The following is a 17,961-nucleotide window of genomic DNA, read 5'->3' as shown; positions in this document are numbered from 1 at the left end:
TTCCTGCGAATTTACATAAGTGAAAAGCGAGGCAATGCTATTGAAAGAACAAATTTTATTTGCTGCAGCCCAGGAAATGAACGAAAGGGGCATAAAATTCACCATCGATAGTGTAGCAGCCCGGCTAGGTATCAGCAAAAAAACCATCTATCAGTATTATCCATCGAAAGATGTACTCATATCTAGTATTATCGATGCTGCGCTGGCGGATGTTGAGCAGCAGCGCTTCCAGGCCATGCATAACAATGCGGACTTCGTTAGCAAGCTGACAACCATCGTAACCTTGGAACCTAAACTGTTCGGCAAAATAAACTACTGGGTTTTGGATGACATCAAACGCTCCCGGCCGGATGAGTGGGAGCGAATTACCCGGTTTCGCCAGGCGAAGACGCACGTGATTGCCCGCATCCTGGAAGAGGGAATCGCATCAGGCCATGTCCGTCCGATCAATGCGCGTGTGGCCGCACAAATGCTGCTGAGTACCTGTGCGGATTTTCTGGATTATCGGTTTTTGGATGAAAACAACCTAACATTTACTGATGCGCTGAAGGCGCTTAATGATATTTTTCAATTCGGGGTGCTGGCTAAGCCTGCGGCCTGCCGGAACGAAAATACAACACAGGCGGGCATATAAGATTGCTCGCAGGGAGGGAAGAGGATGAAGGGATTTAAACTCAAATACTGGGCTGTGCCGATCCTATTAGCTGCTGTCGTGACGGCGGCTGCTCAGACTGGGCTACTGACTCCGGGCAATGCCCAAAAACAAGTGATGGCTACGCAGGCAACCAGCGTAACGGCTGCAAGCACACAAAGCGTAAATAAGATTCCCAAGCTTAGCCTGACTGGTTCGGTTGAGGGGGAAACCTCGGCGGTTATTAGCGCCAAGATCTCTGGACGTATAGAGCAAATTATGGTGGAAGACGGTCAGCCGGTAGTTGCCGGGCAGTCTTTGATCCGGCTCGAAAGCGTAGAGCTTAGTAACGGCGTTCGTACTGGCAATGATGCAGTCCTGAGGGCCATGGCAAACTACGACAATGTGGCAACAGACTATAAGCGCTATCAGGCGTTATATGCGCAGAGTGCCATCTCCAAACAGGTCCTTGACGGGATAGAAACCAAGCTTAAAGTGGCCGAGGCTGATTTATCGAGTGCCCAGGCTGCGCTGAGCACGGCTCAGCAGCAACAGGCCTATGCAGCGGTCACCGCGCCTGTGAGCGGGGTTGTCGCCAACCGGGCGGCGGTAATCGGCCAGGTGGTTGCGGCCGGCGTGCCGCTTATGTCGGTGGAAAATCTTGATCAAGTGTATGCTGTTGTTAATGTTGAACAAAAGGATTTGGGTGTTGTTAAGCAAGGCATGGCAGCTGAAATTACTGTTGATGCCTATCCGGACAAGGTATTTACTGGAAAAATCGAGATTATCAATCCGGCTGCCGTTGTGGCCAACCGGATGTACAGGACTAAAATTAAAATTGACAACAGCCAAGCTCTTTTGAAACCAGGCATGTTTGTTAAGGTTAGCATTATCACCGGCAACCCGGTTCCTGTACTGGCAGTGCCGCAGGCGGCGATCTTCCAGAAGCAGGGCATCTATCATGTTTATGTGCTGGAAAACGGCAAAGCTGTCCGCCGGCAGGTTGAAGTAGGCAGTGTAATCGGTGATTTTGTTGAAATTAAAAGTGGGTTAGCCGAGAAAGAGCAGGTCATTACCAGCAACGTAAATAAGCTCAAAGACGGCGATCCTGTGCAGGTTGGTAAGCCATGATTCTTACAAGCGTTAGTTTAAAAAGGCCGGTTTTTGCCACGGTAACTATCCTGGCCTTAATTACCCTTGGGCTAGTTAGCTACCTATCCCTAAATATTGACGAATGGCCGGACTTGGAATTCCCATTTGTTACGGTAAAGGTAGTTTACAAGGGTGCTAGCCCTGAGCAAGTGGACAGTAAGATAACCCAAAAGGTGGAAGAAGCCATAAGTTCGGTCTCCGGGGTTAAGCATATCATGTCATCGGCCCGTGAGGGGGTATCGATTACCACTATTGAATTTACATTGGAAACATCAGCCGCAACGGCAGCCCAGGATGTGCGCGACAAGCTTGGCCGCATCAGAGGCGACCTGCCGCAGGATGCTGACGAACCGGTCATTATGCGCTTTGATCCGTCCGAGTCCCCCATTGTTTCAATCGCGCTTACCGGAAATATGAGCATCAGGGAAATGACCAGCCTGGTTGATGATGTCATCAAACGCCGGCTGGAAACTATTAACGGTGTAGGCTCTATTGAAATCATGGGTAAATTGGAGCGCGAGATACATATTGACCTTGATAAGGATAAGGTGGCGGCCTACGGCCTGACGATTCCTGAAATTGTTGAGAGCCTGAAGGCCGAAAACATGGAAGTGCCTGGTGGCAAACTGATCAAAGGTGAACGGGAAATCAGTATGCGGACAATGGGTAATGTGCAGGCTCCTACCGAGTTATTGAACGCCCCGCTGGCCCGCCGGGAAGGTATCCAGCTGTATGTCGGCCATGTCGCTACGGTGCGCGATGTTACTGAAGAACCTATCGAGATTACCAAGGTTAACGGCAAACAGGCCGTTGGTCTTGACGTAATGAAGCAGTCTGGGACTAATACTGTTAAAGTCGCCGGCGATGTGAAAAAGGCTGTTGAAGTACTTAGGAAAGAGCTGCCGCCTGGAGTAGAACTGACTGTTGTGCGGGATAGCTCGATCAATATTAAAGAATCTGTCGGCGATGTGCTCTTTAATCTGGTGCTTGGCGGTGCACTGGCTGTTGTTATTGTGTTTGTGTTCCTTGGCAATTGGCGCAGTACCGTTATTTCCGCCATTGCCATACCTGCTTCTATTATCGCGACTTTTTTTACCATGAAAATTCTGGGCTTTAGTATTAACACGATGTCGCTATTAGCGCTGTCGCTGGCCGTAGGGCTGCTAATCGACGATGCCATTGTTGTTATTGAAAATATAGTGCGCCATATGGAGATGGGTAAAAGCAAATACCAGGCGGCGCTTGAGGGAACAGCCGAAATTGGCCTGGCGGTTACAGCTACCACGCTCACGCTTGTTGCTGTGTTTGTGCCTGTGGGTATGATGACAGGCATTGTCGGGCAGTTCTTTAAGCAATTTGGCATCACGGTAGCATTTGCCGTCCTGGTATCGCTGTTTATCGCCTTTACGTTAACGCCTATGCTGGCCGCTAATTATCTTGAGGTAGCCCATGGTCAGCAGCAAAACCTGCTGGGGCGGGCGCTCACGTGGTGGAATACGCGCTTTGACCGCGTGACCGGCCTATATGGCGGATTCCTCAGGGTAGCCTTACGGCATCGTCTAAAAGTAGTGGCTGCTGCCGTGGTTCTGTTTATCGGCAGTTTGGCGATTACGCCGCTGTTAGGCTCCAGCTTTGTCGGACGTACAGATAATGGCGAATTTATGATTATGGCTGATGTTGAGCCAGGCACCAGTGTAGCCGGCAGCGGGGCCTTGGCTGACCGTATGGCCGCTGAGCTTAAGACCCTGCCGGAAGTGGTCCTGGTGTACAGTTCGGCTGATGTTGATACAATTGAGATGTTTGTTAAACTAACAGACAAACGTGACCGCCAGCGGGGAATGGCGGCAATCCTCACAGACGTTCGCGCAAAACTGAACGCCATCCCTGGCGTCAAAGTAAGTATCTTGCAGAAAGCCGGCTTAAAAGAAGAGAAGCCCGTGGCGCTGGTTATTCGCGGCGAATCACTCGATGTTCTGGATGGCATTGCAGAAGAGGCCCAGCGGATTATGGAAAACACCAAAGGCGCTGTGGACGTTGTTTCAACCTATAAACCAGGCAAGCCAGACCTGCAGATTGATGTCAAACGCGACCGCGCGGCCGATCTTGGCGTGTCCACCGGGTATATTGCCGATACGCTTAGAACCATGTTTAACGGTTTGACTGTCAGTCAGTACAAAGACGGTGATGACCAATATGATGTAAGAGTTAGACTAAGAGAGGACAACCGCGCCACAATTGAAGATATGTCAGGCATCTTCCTGTCAAGCAAGTACAAAGACAAGAATGACCGGACTGTCATGGTGCCGCTGTCGCAGGTAACAGAGTCTGTCTATGCTACGAGTCCCAGTCAGATTAACCGGTATGACCGCCAGCGGGAAATCCGCTTGACGGCAAACCTTGACGGAACTTCGCTAGGTGAATTCAACAAAGCTTTCTTTACCGAAATCAAGAAAATGCAATTGCCAACAGGCTATACCGCAGGGGCTATCGGCGAATCGGAACGGATGGGCGAGACCTTTACCAGTATGGTGATGGCGCTCTTTCTGGCGGTTGCGTTTATCTTCTTTGTGTTGGCCGCTCAGTTTGAGAGCTACATCGATCCGTTTGCTATTATGCTGTCGCTGCCACTGGCCATTATCGGCGCTATTTTAGGGTTACTGGTTATGAAAAGCGATCTGAGTATTATGTCGATGATCGGTATTGTCATGCTTATGGGTCTTGTTACCAAAAATGCAATTCTCCTCATTGACTTTGCCAAACAGCGACAGGCCGAAGGCGCTGACCGGGATGCCTCACTGGTAGACGCCGCTGTCATCAGGATGCGGCCAATCATGATGACAACAGCAGCCATGATATTTGGTATGCTGCCGCTGGCGGTCGGAATCGGACCAGGGGCCGAAGCCCGCGCCCCTATGGCCCACGCCATTATTGGCGGCCTGATCACCTCGACCATACTGACACTGGTAGTTGTACCTGTGGTTTACTCACTCATTGATGATCTCAAAAAGCGGCGGCTTGGGTTAAAATTAAGCGGTAAAAAAGTGCAAACTTTGTAAATAATAGAGGGATTTTAGCCCAAATCGAGAATAAGAGTAAATATTGTACAATGCTTTTCGTCAACAGAGAGTAATTTTAAAAATACGGAGTGGTTATTATGAAAGGAACTGTAGTTGGCACATGGGTCAATACAGCCCGTAAGGTATGGGGCGACGCCTTGACCACTGACGCAATGCGGCATGTTGGCTGGCAGAGTGATAAAATGTTCTTGCCAACCGAAGAGGTAGAGGATGCTAAGCCTAAAGCCTTTGTCGCCTACTTGTCTGAACGAACAGGCAAAAGCCAGGATGAGATTTGGCTTAATATCGGTAAAGACAATGTTCTGACCTTCGCGCAGGCCTATCCTGCTTTCTTTCGTCAGGAAAGTCTGTACTCTTTCCTCAGATCTATGTATGATGTTCATGTTGTCATGGTAAAACGGATACCAGGCGCCAAGCCGCCGGAGCTTCTGATAGATCCGGTGTCTGAGTATGGAGCGGTTTTGAGCTATCGTTCCAAGCGAGGGATGTTTGGCTATATGAAAGGTCTCTTAGCGGGCGCTGCCGATTATTTTAAAGAAGACATCAAGACAGAGATCATTGAGTCTTCGGCAGAGCATCTTAAGATGGCCATTACTTTTCCTAAGCCGATTACCCATACCGCTGTTTACCGGCTTAATAAATTACTATCTTTTGGCATGATAAAAAGCATTCCAGCTAAAATCGGCGTAGCCGTTACCGCTCTTTCGCTATTAGTAGACGGGCTGCTGGCGGCAGTGGGGGTGGCTGTACCGCTGTGGACGGCATTATTAAACGGTGCGGTGGCTGCCGGAGGTGCTGCGCTACTACTTGGGCCATTTGCAATGATTCGTGAGGAAATAGCCAGTATTCAGGAGCGTAAATACTTCACTGAGACCAAGCTGGAGTCAAGCGATGAGTTTGAAGAGATAATAAAGATGCTTGCCCAGTATAAGCTGCGGGTTAAGAGCGAGTTCATTGGGTTTAAAGGCATTACAGATGAGATGAATAAATACGGCGACGATTTTAACGTTCTGGCCGGACGCATGAAAGACACCTCAGACGAAATATCAGGGGTAGTGCATGATGTCGCTACCGCTGCTACTAACCAGGCCATGGAAACAGCGAGCGCCGTAGGCATCTTAAATGGCAACCTTGAAACGTTGAGTACTGTAGTGACTGAGCAAAGCCGTAATAAACAGCAGCTTGAAGCGGCGGTGGAGGAAATCAATAAAGGCTTCGCCGAAGTACAGTCTTCGACCGCTAAACTAGAACACAGCCTTGATAAGTTTTCCGAAGTCAAGCGTTCAGCCGAACACCTGCAGACACAGGCTACGAAAATTAATGAGATTACCGGCATGGTAGCCGCCATTGCCGGACAAACCAACCTCTTGGCGCTTAACGCCGCTATTGAGGCAGCCCGGGCCGGCGAGCAGGGCCGAGGTTTTGCCGTAGTGGCCGAGGAAGTCCGAAAGCTGGCTGAACAGTCTCATCATCACTCTGAAAGTATCTCAAGTGACTTAAAAGTTCTCATGGATATTATTGGAAACGTTGTCCGGATGATTGAGGATGAATTCGACATCCTTGCCTCCGAAAGCCGCCAACTGAACGCGGTTGTGACAGGTAGTGCCAAGAATGTTGGCTACATCGACGTGGTAGCTGAAAACATTGTTGATATGATTACCAAGCTTGAACAGGAAATGACCGGCCTTAACCAAGTATATGGAAAGATTGAGTCATTGGCTGCTATTTCTGAAGAAAATTCAGCAGCTAGTGAGGAAGTTAGCGCCTCGGTGCATGTGTACAACGAGAAGCTGCATGATATGATGGAAAAGATCACTGAATTTAAGACTGTTATCCAGCACTTCAGTGAAGATATCAATACCTACCGTACTTAGTCATCAAGCTAGCATCAGGCGGGGATAAAACCCCGCCTTACGTCTGTGTATATTACTCTCACCTGCACGGTTATTTCCTCAGAGGAACTTAACCATCTTGAAGTTTCTAAGTAGGTTTGAATGGAAAGAATAGAATGAAATACCCGTATTTTTGTGATATTATTCTTATAGAATTGTATGGAGGTACATAATGATTCGTGAACGCCGCAATAAAGCCAAACTAGAGCAGTATTACGATAAATTTATTAATGAGGGAGTTATTGATCCGAACGTCCATCCCTGGATCGGAGAGTCCTGGCAGCGCAGCAAGGACCTGGGGGTAGAGCGTGATACATTCCGCCTTGATGTGAAGCTGTCAAGAGATGAACTGAGCAAACGCTGTGAACGCTATACTCCTGCTATCAGCTTTCTTGATGGTCTTTATGATGAGATCAAGGAACACTTTACTACGTATAACCTGAGCATGTTGCTTATGGATCAGGACTTATATGTGCTAAAGAATTATGCAATGCCGTTTTATCAAAAAACAGCCGGCGAGCTTGAGGGTGCCCGGATGCAGGAAGAAGATATTGGTACATCAAGTGTTGGCATTGCTCACCGAAGTAAAGTTCCATTTCTCATGTTTGGTCCTGAGATGTGGATTAAGGACTGCCAGAATGGCGACGCCTGCTCTGCTCCTATTATCGTGGATAATCAAGTGAAGTTCGTTATAACCGTGGTGTCTATTCAGCAGGAGGAATTGCCCTATAGTGCCATGGTAGCCATGGTACTCAGCATTAAATATGCAATGGAGCAGCATCTAACAATGGTAGCCAGCTTAAATGCCAAACATACCATCCTGGACGCGGTACCGCTAGCTGTATATCATATCCTGCCTGGAGGCGAGGTAGCCTACGCTAATAAGCTTGGAAACAGCCGTCTGTCAGGAATTGTACCGCCTGGGAGTGAGGATAAAGGGGAGGGGCCAAACCTGAGCGATGTGCTCTTAAACTATCGGCATACCCCGATTTATAAAGGATTTCTTGGCGTACCGTCTTATAATAGGGAAGTGACCTGGATAACCCCCCGTAAAACCTATGAGGATATTACTACTGTTGTGCCGCTTTCAGGAGATGACGGTGATGTAGAGAGTATTGTCGCCGTATCGCTGCCCATCGAAGATTTGCGTACACTGGTAGCACATACGGCAGGTTATACGGCCCGCTACAGCTTGTCAAGCATGGTGGGAGCCAGTCAGGTATTTACTACTATGCAGGATAAAGCCAGCCGCACGGCCAGACATGACTACCACTTCCTGTTGCAAGGCGAGCCGGGCACTGGCAAACAGCGGTTGGCGCATGGTATTCATCAGGCCAGCTCGCGGGCAGCCGGCCCCTTGATTGCCGTTAAATGTGGCGATCTGCCGCCGGAAATCCTGGAAGTGGAGTTGTTTGGACGCGGGGGCAGCGAAGCGGAAGGGCGCCCGGGTAAATTAGAGTTGGCTAGCGGCGGCACGCTGTTTCTTGATGAGATTGAGAAGCTTTCTGCTGTACTGCAGGATAAGCTGGCTGAAGCGCTTGAAGGGGGCAAGTTGTCCCGCGCCGGAGAAAATGTTCACCGGCCTATCGATGTTAGAATTATAGCAGCCTGCGACACTGACCTTAAACGACTGGTAGAAAAAGGCGTGTTTTCAGCCGGGTTATACGAACTTATCTCCCGTTCTGTTGTACGGGTACCGCCGCTTAGGGTACGACGGGAGGATGTTCCCGGTTTGGCCGCACATATTGTTGAGGAATTGGCAGCCTTGCATGGTCTGCCGATTAAACAGCTATCCCCTGAGGCAGCAGACGTCATCATGGGTTATGATTGGCCTGGTAATATTAAGCAGCTTCAGGGAGTCATCGAGCAGGCTTTTTTCCGTACCACTGGTGATACCATTACGGCGAACGATATTGCTATGCCTGGTGAACAGGGGCTAAGTAAAGCCTGGAAGGAAGATAAAGAGGCCTTTGTAGAAGCCTGGAAAGCAGCCGGGGGCAATATTAGCCGGTTGGCCAATATGCTTGATGTCAGCCGGGTAACACTGTATCGTTACTTAAAAAAATATGGTTTGGACAAGGAGTAAGGAGGAGACCGTTTGCGACTGAGAAAAAAGCCGTGGATCGCTGAGGCGCTAACAGGCTTTAAGAATATAGTATTGCAGAACCCTGGCGAAGAGCTCAAAGGTAAGTGGGCTGACTTGTTTGGCAATCACCTGCCGCTGCATGTAGAACTAGGTACCGGTAGGGGCAATTTCATCACAGGCATGGGTGAACGATATCAGGATAAAGCCAATTTTATTGGTATTGAAGCCCAAAAGGATGTTCTTTACAATGCGGCTCTGAAAGCCAGGGAAAAAGAGTTGAGCAATGTACGCCTACTGGTGTTTAATGTAAATGATCTGTTAACTATTTTTGCACCAGGGGAGATTGACCGCCTGTACATTAACTTCTGCGATCCTTGGCACAAGAACCGCCATGCCAAACGGCGCCTGACGCATGCCGGCTTTTTAGAGAAATATCGCACTGTTTTGAAGCCGGGCGGACAGCTGTGGTTCAAAACAGATAACAGACCGTTGTTTGATTTTTCATTAGAGCAGTTTAGCCAATTTGGTCTCACGCTTGATAATATAACCTATGATCTTCACAAAAGTGATTTTGCCGATAATATTATGACCGAATATGAAACCAGATTCAGCATGCTAGGGCAGCCTATCTGTCGCTGTGAGGCTACCTTTATGCTGGTATAAACTGAACACATTACCGCTATACTCGGCATACAATACACTAAAATCCGTTTTTGTTGGGAGTGTGTTGCTATGCCGCGTCACTCGTCTCGTACAGGCAATGTTTCGCCGGTGCCGCCGCTTGATATCGAAGAAGTCAAGTTTTGGCTGCAAATTATGGAAGACCATGCTCTTTTTATTAAGACCGGTTTGCCCTTTGATAAGCCTGATTTGATTGAAGAAGCCAGCACCTTTGAACGGGAGTTTAAGACTTTGCGTGTGCGGGCTGAAAAATCTCTAAGCGAGAAAAAATTTGCTGAATTAATTACTGATACAATGGCGTCCCTTAAAGAGTTTATTAGGTATAAAACCCTCTTGCTAGGCTTATCGCTGACCAATAAGCTGGGCAGCGCATTACCGCCACTCTTTTTTGACCATATTATCCGCGAAGCCGAGTATTTTATGGCCATTCTGGAGAAGATTCGAGCCGGTAAGAAATTGGCTGTGGTTAAAGCCCTGGAAGCTGATTTTTGGCTAAGAATTATGGCCGAACATACTAAGTTTATCGGTTGCAGGCTGGACCCATCTGAGCGCAGTCTGCGAGGTGTTGTCGAGGGTTATGAAGTCGAGTTTGATGACTTGTCGATGCAGAGCAGGGACTATGTAAGCTTCTTTGAACATAAGCCCATGGAGTTGCCTGCTTTTGACCGCTTCCTGCAGGACAGCCGGGTGGCTACTATGCGGCTCCGGGACTTTGAACAAGCGGCCTATGACATGATTATCACAAATAGGATGCTAAGTACCATTCCGGCAGCTTTAGCCGACCATGTCCGTCGTGAAGCAGATCACTTCCTCTTGGTGTTGGCTATGATTGATAAAGGCGTAATCAAGATAGAAAAAGACTGTGTTGATGCTAAATTTAAGCATCACAGCAAATTCGGCCTAATTGCTGATGAGGAAGTTGCCGACATTGCAGAGGATGTCGAAGATGTCGACGACGTTGATTGTGTTGAGGTTGAGGAGTTTGACGAACGTGACCAAGTATTTGAAGAAGAGGCTATTGATGATATTGAACTAGATTACACACCCGGTATTGAGCGTGAGAAAATGCCGCCTGACGCTGTCTCTGTAGGAGGAACGGTTAATTTAAAAGAAGCCACAAATATTGAGACGAAAGCAAAATATCAGATCAAGGCTGAAATGGATACAGAGGTAGAAGTTCCAGTCCCAGTCTCACCTAAGCCGGCTGTTGCTCCTAAAACCGAGAAAAAGGGTAAATTTAAATGGGGCGAAAACTGGCCGCGGCAGTTAGGGAAGATAAAAGTATAATATATTGAAAAATAACCCCTCTCGCTTACGCGGGAGGGGTTTAGCCTATATATAGCGAATTATTAGGGGAGAATGGCAATGCTTGATAGAAGCTGCCGCTTAGTATTTGTAACAGCCAGAAGTGGACCGCCGGCTAAATCAATCAGACATAAATCGGCAAATAAATTACTGGTGCCAATAGCTAGTTGGGTGTCCGGGATTAAGTACAAGCGGGAAAGCGACCGGCCAATGGCCAGTCGATCAACAATCTGAGCCGTGTGGAGGTTAATGACAAAGATGGAGGCCCCATCTTCGTTGACGATGTATGCGGTCTGATTATCTGCTGCCACAGCGGCATGACAGGGATAAGCTGCAAGGCTGCTGGGGCAGCTGGGACATTGAATGGTCACTACCGCCGGTGATTTGCGTTTTTTGCTTAAATTAAACAGGGCAACACCCTCACCGGTAAAAGCGGTATTCGTAAATGGCACAATCAGGCGACTGCCGGCGAGAATAATATTTGTGGGAATACCGGCAATATCATACTCCCAGGAGATATTGCCACTAGTGTCTAGTTCCATGACAGTGCCGCCGGCATGGTGCTCCCAAGCGGTATAGATTCTTTCTGTATCAGCCGCTAGCCCTACGCAACTCGCCTTAACTGCAGGAGCTCCCAGGGTCTGGCTGGACATAGTTATCAAGTCCAGGCGGTGCAGCGCGCCGCAAGGCTCGGCAAGGTAGGCTGTTGTTGCGCTGGTTTCCGGCAAGACAAACTGGGCAGGGTAGGGAATCGTCATTGGCAGGCTATAGAGCGTCAAGCTGGTTAAGTTTACTGCCAAAATCGCGTTTTTACCATTGGTATTGGCACAGGGCAGGTAAGCTTTGGTATAATCCGGGGTTACAGCAAGTTCGGTGGGACTTAATTCGGGGGAAAAGGCCAGTTCGGTCAGAATTTCCCCGCTGGGGCCATCTGCAATAATTATAGTATGGGTGGTAGCGTCGACAGCCAATAATTTATATGGCGTTACCCCATGCGATCACCTCTTTTTTTATCCGTAGTTTTGAGTCTTGGAAGTTATTCAGTATATAATATGGCCTGACGGCCATTTGGTTAACGTGTTTTTGAAGGGAGCGCCAGCGCGTGAGAGAGAAAAAGATCCGAAAGGTCCCCAAGCTGTGGGTCAGTCCGGCCGAAGCCGTATTTTTTATTACCGGAATCCTGTTCTTAGTTGGTACATTGAATGTATTTAGCGCTAGCTTTGTTCTGGGAGGGCAGTTATTTCACGATGGCTACTTTTTTGTAACCCGTCATCTGCTATCCTTTGGTGTAGGGTTTGTGGCTATGGTAGTAGCTGCTATAATAGATTACCGCAAGATTAGCCGTGGCTGGTTACTGATAACAGTACTTGCGGCCATTAGTTTGCTGCTGGCTGTTCATTTTGGCGGAGAGTATGCCAACGGTGCCAGACGCTGGCTTAAGCTTGGCAGCTTTCAGTTTCAGCCTTCCGAGATTGCCAAGCTCACTGCCATTGTGATCACGTCCGCTTACTTAGGAGCGCGGCTTGACCGGGGGCTGCCTGTGTCGCTGTACTCCTGGCCGATAGGGGTAACGCTGGTTATGGGTGTGCTTGTGCTTAAACAGCCTGATATGGGTACAGCTGCCGTTATTGTCGGCTTGAGTCTGGTACTTTATATTTTGGCAGGTATTCCTCGACAAGAACTTACCTATTTGGGCATGACAGCCGTAGGTATGACTATATATCTAGTATATGCCGCTGCCTACCGGGCTGAGCGGATTTGGGCCTGGCTTGATCCTTGGGCCTATCAGCAGACGTCAGGCTATCAGACAGTGCAGTCGCTCTTGGCGATTGGCTCTGGCGGCGTATTTGGTTCTGGGCTAGGAATGGGAGCCAGCAAGTTTCACTATTTGCCTGAAGCGCATACAGACTTTGCTTTTGCAGTATTGTGCCAGGAAATGGGTTTTGTGGGGGCTGTCCTCGTCTTGGTGCTGCTAGGCGCTTTGGCCTGGTATGGATTGCAGATTGCCCGCCGTGCCCCTGACGGCTATGGTTTTATGCTGGCAGCCGGTGTGACAACGCTAGTTGTAGGGCAGGCAGTCGGAAATATTGCCATGGTATCGGGCGTGTTCCCGGTCACTGGTGTACCGCTTCCATTCATTAGTTTTGGTGGTACTTCCCTTATTATCAATTGTGCTGCCATCGGTCTCTTAATTAGTATTGGCCGCCGGGCAAGCGCCAAAGCCTTTACGCCAGGTCAAGCGCCGCCAACGCCTACACGTTCAAAGCTGAAGCTGGTCAAAAAGGACGGACGCCCGGCCGGCGCCTAATCTAGTGTTTAAAGGCCACCCTTTACGGTAATAATTACTAATGAAATGATATTTATATTCATTCATTAGTAATTGAAATTGACTTATAATGCCCAGATGCTGCCATATACGGTACAAAGCAGAGGGGCGCTAGAAGGCAATTTCTAAAGGGAGGCCTTCTCTTATGATTTGGTTAATCCGGGCAGGCGCATACCTTTTCAGCGGTTTGACAGTGTGGCAGTTTATTCAGGGAGCCGGTACACCGGAGACCGTCGGCATCCACCACCATCTGGCGCTTGACCAGCCGCATGGGATGATATTTGGTGTATGCGCCGGTTTTAGCGCATATACTGGCTTAGATGTTACATTAATCCGTTTGGCATGGGCGCTGTCTGTGTTGTATCGTGGGGCAGGGATTGCGCTGTATATTCTGGCATTCTTAATTATGCCTGTTTCTTAGTGTTTATAATAGATTCGGTAGGCTTTCGGGCCTGCCGATTTTTTTTATGCCAGTGGGGTGACGTTTCCTGCTGGATTCACATAAAATACACTAGGTTAATTGAGAGGAGGATTTCTTTGTGAGGAAAAAGATCAGGCATCAAATGTATACTCCTGGAAAAAGCAAAGCCATGAAAATGAAGGATGACCTTCACAACATGGATGATATGTGCGAGATGGATGATATGGAAGACATGGAAGATATGTGCGATATGGATGACATGGATGACATGGAAGACATGTGCGATATGGATGACATGGAAGACATGGAAGATATGTGCGATATGGGTGACATGTGCGACATGGACGACATGAATGGTTATGACAAACCCATGGGAAGCAAGAAGGGCATGAAAAAAATGAAAGGCATGAAGGGCATGGATAAAGGCATGGCCGGCATGATGCCGGACTGTATTATGCTGGCTCATTCGTATGTTCCGTGGCAATATTACGAAAAAGCGTTTACTCCGTCTGAGGCGCTCATGAAGGGTACGCTGTTCCCTGAACTTTGGGGCGTCTACAAAATACCGAAATAGATGAGTGTGGAGGTGTAGAGTAAGTGAAATATGACAAACAACTAGCGATGCTTAGGAAAATTCAGGAGATGGAGTTTGTAGCTATCGAACTTAATCTTTATCTTGATACCCATCCCTGTGATCGAGATGCAATTAATGATTTTAACTGTGCAGCAGAAATGCTGAAAAAGCATAAAGAAAGATATGAATCTGAATTTGGGCCGCTCCTGAACTTTGGTTTTGGCGGCATGTCTCAAGAGCCCTGGCAATGGGTCAAAGGCCCTTGGCCGTGGGAACTATAATTATGTGATAGGGGAGCAGTGGATATGTGGATATATGAAAAGAAACTTGAACATCCCGTGCGCGTCACCTGCCCGGACGTAAAATTTGCCAAAATGGTTATAACCCAGTACGGTGGTCCCGATGGCGAGCTGGGTGCATCGTTACGATATTTGAACCAACGGTATAGTATGCCGACTGATAAGGCGAAAGCTATTCTTACAGATATAGGCACAGAAGAACTGGCCCATATGGAAATGATAGCTGCCTTAGTATATAAGCTTGTTGATGGCGCTACTTGCGAAGACTTCAAGGCAGCTGGGTGGGAAGGTCAGTATGTTCAGCATAATCATGGGCTTTTTTGGACAGACGCCAACGGTGTACCGTGGTGTGCCTCTTATATCGCCTGCCTGGGCGATCCGATTGCCGACTTGACCGAGAATATGGCAGCCGAGCAAAAGGCGAGGGTAACATATGAGCATTTAATCGCCTGCACCGAGGACCCTTGTGTTAAGGATACTCTGCGCTTTCTGTGGCAACGCGAAGTTGTCCACTTCCAGCGCTTTGGCGAGACCTTGAATGATGTGCAGGAGTGGATGTGCAAGAGTAAGCATGCATGGAACGGGCATAAGTGTGGGTGCGAGTAAGTGAACTAAGTAATACAGATATATATCTGTATTGTATTATTGTGTAGGCTATTAGCCCCCTGACAGAAATGTCAGGGGGCTAATATTTTTTGAACCGCTAGACAAAAACTACTTAAGGGGGCGCAGGAGGCAATTTAGTCGCTGGAAATGAAGAAATGCAACTGCGACACGATCCGTACCAGACTTGGGAGGTGGAGGAGCTAGTGCTACTCAAGCTATATGGGGATTCTTTTAGGGAAAAATCGTTTTTTGACACAAAAATGCTAACTTGCTACAATAGACAAGAGCTACCTATACTGTTTGAGATGAAAACGGTTCAACCATTTTCCTAGTATAAGAAAACCGCTATAAAAAGACTTATTGGTTTTTCACAGGAAGAAGAAAGTCAGTGCTTTCTCGCTTTGCCGAGGTGAAGGCTAGCGGGGGGATTTACAGAGGATACTCTTAAAGGTTTTTCCTGAATCATAAACTTTCAAAGAGAACTTCAGACTCGCTTCAAAAATCGTAAAGTAAATGTAGGATTTATCTATAATATTTTAATGACAAGTACTTGGAGGAGCTATGGAGTTTCGTAATCTTATATATTTCGTCATGCTAGCGGAAGAATTGCATTTTGGGAAAGCAGCTAAGAGGCTTAATATGTCTCAACCGCCCCTAAGTCAACAGATACAAAAGTTTGAAGAAGAGTTAGGTGCCAAACTTTTTGAGCGTACTCATAAAGAAGTGAAGTTGACTTTTGTTGGACGAACATTGCTTCCCGAAGCAAAAAAAATATTAAAACAGACAGAGAATGCTATAAGCATTGTAAAAAAGGCATCCCGTGGGGAATATGGGGAAATTCGTGTAAGCTATGGGGAAACGGCTAGTTTTCGCTTGTTATCAGAAGTAATGAAGAGGTTTCATGATAAGTATCCTTTTGTTGAAATTATTTTGTCCGAGATGTCAACAGATCAACAAGTAGCTTCTCTAAAAGAAGGTACAATTGATATTGGATTAATTCATCCGCCAAAACGGCTTTCTGGGTTAGAGCACCAATACGTTTTAACGGACCCATTGATCGTTATTTTACCGGAAAGTCACCAGTTGGCCATTTATAAAGAGATTCCTCTTAGTGCTCTTAAAAACGAGATTTTTGTAATTCCGCGTCGGGAATCAGGACCATTAGCAGAATATATTATGGAAGTTTGTCAAAATGAAGGATTTGTACCTAAAATAACTCGTCATGATGTCATGCGGTTAACTGTAAGTACATTGGTCGCAGGTGGGGCGGGTATAGCTCTTCTCCCTGAATCCAGTACGCAGGTTATTACACATGGCACTGTATGCTTAAAATTATCACCGGGCACTTTAGGTATTGAACTCCATGCAGCATTTAGAAAAGATGAAAACAATGCGGTTGTTACTAATTTTCTCGATACCATTAGTCAGCTTATGCGGGGGGAGTAGAGGCGTTTATTTTTAGATCTTCTTGATATGTTTTTTATATCAAGTTATGTCGAAAAATGTATTGGACGAGCGGTTGTTTGTGGTCTATATTAGTTACAAGATTGCAATCTTACTATACTAGGAAAGAAGGATGCACTTGTGAAAAATATTCTAATATTCATAAATCAACTTTTTTCTACTCGTCGTGATTATGGCCTTCTTATATTCAGATTAGGAATAGGTTGTATGTTCATGTGGCATGGTTTTCCCAAAATAATCGGTGGAGAGCATAAGTGGCTTGAAGTCGGATCTGCTATGGGCACATTAGGGATACATTTTGCCCCTGCTTTTTGGGGGTTGCTAGCGGGGTCAACAGAATTCTTTGGAGGGTTGTTTTTTGCCCTAGGACTATTCTATAGGCCGGTTAGTTTTTTACTTATTGGTAATATGGGGATCGCTTTTGTAAGTCAGATGTTAGAAGGAAAAGGTTTAATGAAAGCGGCGCAATCACTAGAAGATGGATTTAGCTTCTTAGGGGCATTATTTGTTGGCCCTGGCAGGTATAGTTTGGACTATTACTTAGGATTCATCAACTCGAAAGCTGAGTCCACGACTCAACTAACAGAAGCTAGTTCCGTAAGTTAACTTTAATCAAATTGTCCAGAAAGCCGAAAAGATTGGATTTTTAGCCGTGTCCTTCGGGGTACGGTTTTTTTATTTATAAACGGTCAAAGTTTAGCTAAACCTATAGTGAGTGGAGGTGAGCACATGACAGAGAATCGAGACTTAAAAGCTTCCAAGGGTATACCTGCCAAAAATCAAGTAGTATCAGAGATTTCGGTTAATAACGAAAAAATTCTTAGTCATTCTGATATCGGACACACCGAAAAAGACAATAGTAAACGGAGCGATAGGCGTTGATGGACTGCATAAATAAAGCGCTGCAACGGATTGAGAACGCCTTGGAAAGAAAGTAGGTGTAGTTTGGTTAGCTAGCCCGCGGGAAACCGGGGGCTATTTATTTTGTTCTAAATAAATTCTAAAAATTGGTGTTTATTATAGAGATATAGGCTGTTGATGTGAAAAATGTAGGGAGGCGAAAAGCCTCTCTGTTGATATAAATACTCTTTAAGTTAATTAAGCGCGGGGGAGGTTGTTCAGATGTACGGTCATTTTCCTTACGGCATAGCTGTTTTCAGTGTGCTCCATGTAGTTGTAGTAGGTGGTGGATTATACTTACTGTATAGCATAGCTAAGTCGTTAAAACGTATTGCGGATAGACTGGAAAAAATCGATCATAGTTAATTCGATTTTAAGCTGCCTGCCCTTCGGGACGGGCGGTTTTTTTAATGTATCAGAATTTATAAGTTTAGAGAGGCTACGGCAGGAGAAATGGCGCGGGTTTGCGGAAATACGGAGGCATGAAGAAGAACATCTTATGGCAGATCTTTTTTGATGCAAAACAGAATTGGAAGCGGTTCGTCGA

Annotated in this window: 17 protein-coding genes; 16 read left to right on the top strand and 1 reads right to left on the bottom strand. The window is 46.9% G+C overall.

Annotated elements, in window-relative coordinates; translation table 11 throughout:
- Window positions 1–34 precede the first annotated feature (34 nt).
- The 7 genes from VN447_RS02765 to VN447_RS02735 all read left to right on the top strand — a co-directional run bounded on the left by VN447_RS02765 (window position 35) and on the right by VN447_RS02735 (window position 10,806).
- Window positions 35–634 (top strand): TetR/AcrR family transcriptional regulator, encoded by a 600-nt coding sequence (locus VN447_RS02765; RefSeq protein ID WP_325522580.1) that lies wholly within the window; start codon window positions 35–37, stop codon window positions 632–634.
- A gap of 24 nt (window positions 635–658) precedes the next feature.
- Entirely contained in the window at window positions 659–1,762 is a 1,104-nt protein-coding gene (locus VN447_RS02760) for an efflux RND transporter periplasmic adaptor subunit (protein WP_325522578.1), read from the top strand.
- Window positions 1,759–4,839, top strand: a complete 3,081-nt coding sequence (locus tag VN447_RS02755; RefSeq protein ID WP_325522576.1) for an efflux RND transporter permease subunit — start codon at window positions 1,759–1,761, stop codon at window positions 4,837–4,839. Before VN447_RS02760 ends, VN447_RS02755 begins: the two co-directional genes overlap by 4 nt.
- A 98-nt stretch (window positions 4,840–4,937) precedes the next feature.
- Window positions 4,938–6,734 carry a heme NO-binding domain-containing protein gene (locus VN447_RS02750; protein ID WP_325522574.1) on the top strand — a complete coding sequence of 599 codons (1,797 nt, stop codon included), beginning with the start codon at window positions 4,938–4,940 and terminating at the stop codon, window positions 6,732–6,734.
- 190 nt (window positions 6,735–6,924) lie between these two features.
- Window positions 6,925–8,838, top strand: coding sequence for a sigma-54-dependent Fis family transcriptional regulator (locus VN447_RS02745; protein WP_325522572.1), 1,914 nt, complete (start codon window positions 6,925–6,927; stop codon window positions 8,836–8,838).
- Window positions 8,839–8,850: 12 nt separating this feature from the next.
- Window positions 8,851–9,501, top strand: coding sequence for a tRNA (guanosine(46)-N7)-methyltransferase TrmB (gene trmB, locus VN447_RS02740; protein WP_325522570.1), 651 nt, complete (start codon window positions 8,851–8,853; stop codon window positions 9,499–9,501).
- Between the two features lie 69 nt (window positions 9,502–9,570).
- Complete coding sequence (locus tag VN447_RS02735; RefSeq protein WP_325522568.1) at window positions 9,571–10,806, top strand: DUF2935 domain-containing protein; 1,236 nt, start codon at window positions 9,571–9,573, stop codon at window positions 10,804–10,806.
- Window positions 10,807–10,868: 62 nt separating this feature from the next.
- Here the strand turns inward: VN447_RS02735 and VN447_RS02730 are convergent, their stop codons facing one another.
- The gene (locus tag VN447_RS02730; RefSeq protein ID WP_325522566.1) at window positions 10,869–11,795 is read right to left on the bottom strand and encodes a hypothetical protein; all 927 of its coding nucleotides are present in this window, start codon (window positions 11,793–11,795) and stop codon (window positions 10,869–10,871) included.
- Between the two features lie 131 nt (window positions 11,796–11,926).
- Between VN447_RS02730 and VN447_RS02725 the strand changes: the two genes are divergently transcribed.
- The 9 genes from VN447_RS02725 to VN447_RS02685 all read left to right on the top strand — a co-directional run bounded on the left by VN447_RS02725 (window position 11,927) and on the right by VN447_RS02685 (window position 17,780).
- On the top strand, window positions 11,927–13,132 hold the full coding sequence (locus VN447_RS02725; RefSeq protein WP_325522564.1) for a putative peptidoglycan glycosyltransferase FtsW: 1,206 nt from the start codon (window positions 11,927–11,929) through the stop codon (window positions 13,130–13,132).
- A 163-nt stretch (window positions 13,133–13,295) separates the two neighbouring features.
- Window positions 13,296–13,571: a PspC domain-containing protein gene (locus tag VN447_RS02720; RefSeq protein WP_325522562.1), complete on the top strand. Its 276-nt coding sequence runs from the start codon at window positions 13,296–13,298 to the stop codon at window positions 13,569–13,571.
- A 118-nt stretch (window positions 13,572–13,689) separates the two neighbouring features.
- The gene (locus VN447_RS02715) at window positions 13,690–14,145 is read left to right on the top strand and encodes a spore coat associated protein CotJA (protein WP_325522560.1); all 456 of its coding nucleotides are present in this window, start codon (window positions 13,690–13,692) and stop codon (window positions 14,143–14,145) included.
- A gap of 23 nt (window positions 14,146–14,168) precedes the next feature.
- Window positions 14,169–14,426 (top strand): spore coat protein CotJB, encoded by a 258-nt coding sequence (locus VN447_RS02710; protein ID WP_325522558.1) that lies wholly within the window; start codon window positions 14,169–14,171, stop codon window positions 14,424–14,426.
- A 24-nt stretch (window positions 14,427–14,450) separates the two neighbouring features.
- Window positions 14,451–15,050 (top strand): manganese catalase family protein, encoded by a 600-nt coding sequence (locus VN447_RS02705; RefSeq protein ID WP_325522556.1) that lies wholly within the window; start codon window positions 14,451–14,453, stop codon window positions 15,048–15,050.
- A 561-nt stretch (window positions 15,051–15,611) separates the two neighbouring features.
- Window positions 15,612–16,496, top strand: coding sequence for a LysR substrate-binding domain-containing protein (locus tag VN447_RS02700; RefSeq protein WP_325522554.1), 885 nt, complete (start codon window positions 15,612–15,614; stop codon window positions 16,494–16,496).
- Window positions 16,497–16,634: 138 nt separating this feature from the next.
- Window positions 16,635–17,120, top strand: a complete 486-nt coding sequence (locus VN447_RS02695) for a DoxX family protein (protein WP_325522552.1) — start codon at window positions 16,635–16,637, stop codon at window positions 17,118–17,120.
- A gap of 123 nt (window positions 17,121–17,243) precedes the next feature.
- Window positions 17,244–17,396, top strand: coding sequence for a hypothetical protein (locus VN447_RS02690; RefSeq protein ID WP_325522550.1), 153 nt, complete (start codon window positions 17,244–17,246; stop codon window positions 17,394–17,396).
- A 240-nt stretch (window positions 17,397–17,636) separates the two neighbouring features.
- Window positions 17,637–17,780 (top strand): hypothetical protein, encoded by a 144-nt coding sequence (locus VN447_RS02685; RefSeq protein ID WP_325522548.1) that lies wholly within the window; start codon window positions 17,637–17,639, stop codon window positions 17,778–17,780.
- Window positions 17,781–17,961 lie beyond the last annotated feature (181 nt).

Source organism: Sporomusa sp. (assembly GCF_035561155.1).
GTDB lineage: Bacteria > Bacillota > Negativicutes > Sporomusales > Sporomusaceae > Sporomusa.
The sequence above is the reverse complement of the archived record's forward strand: the minus strand, read 5'-3'. Positions and strand labels throughout refer to the sequence as shown.

Coding starts and splice junctions, on each gene's coding strand:
- VN447_RS02765 (WP_325522580.1), top strand. CDS start 35: ATGCTATTGAAAGAACAAATTTTATTTGCTGCAGCCCAGGAAATGAAC.
- VN447_RS02760 (WP_325522578.1), top strand. CDS start 659: ATGAAGGGATTTAAACTCAAATACTGGGCTGTGCCGATCCTATTAGCT.
- VN447_RS02755 (WP_325522576.1), top strand. CDS start 1,759: ATGATTCTTACAAGCGTTAGTTTAAAAAGGCCGGTTTTTGCCACGGTA.
- VN447_RS02750 (WP_325522574.1), top strand. CDS start 4,938: ATGAAAGGAACTGTAGTTGGCACATGGGTCAATACAGCCCGTAAGGTA.
- VN447_RS02745 (WP_325522572.1), top strand. CDS start 6,925: ATGATTCGTGAACGCCGCAATAAAGCCAAACTAGAGCAGTATTACGAT.
- VN447_RS02735 (WP_325522568.1), top strand. CDS start 9,571: ATGCCGCGTCACTCGTCTCGTACAGGCAATGTTTCGCCGGTGCCGCCG.
- VN447_RS02720 (WP_325522562.1), top strand. CDS start 13,296: ATGATTTGGTTAATCCGGGCAGGCGCATACCTTTTCAGCGGTTTGACA.
- VN447_RS02705 (WP_325522556.1), top strand. CDS start 14,451: ATGTGGATATATGAAAAGAAACTTGAACATCCCGTGCGCGTCACCTGC.
- VN447_RS02700 (WP_325522554.1), top strand. CDS start 15,612: ATGGAGTTTCGTAATCTTATATATTTCGTCATGCTAGCGGAAGAATTG.
- VN447_RS02690 (WP_325522550.1), top strand. CDS start 17,244: ATGACAGAGAATCGAGACTTAAAAGCTTCCAAGGGTATACCTGCCAAA.
- VN447_RS02685 (WP_325522548.1), top strand. CDS start 17,637: ATGTACGGTCATTTTCCTTACGGCATAGCTGTTTTCAGTGTGCTCCAT.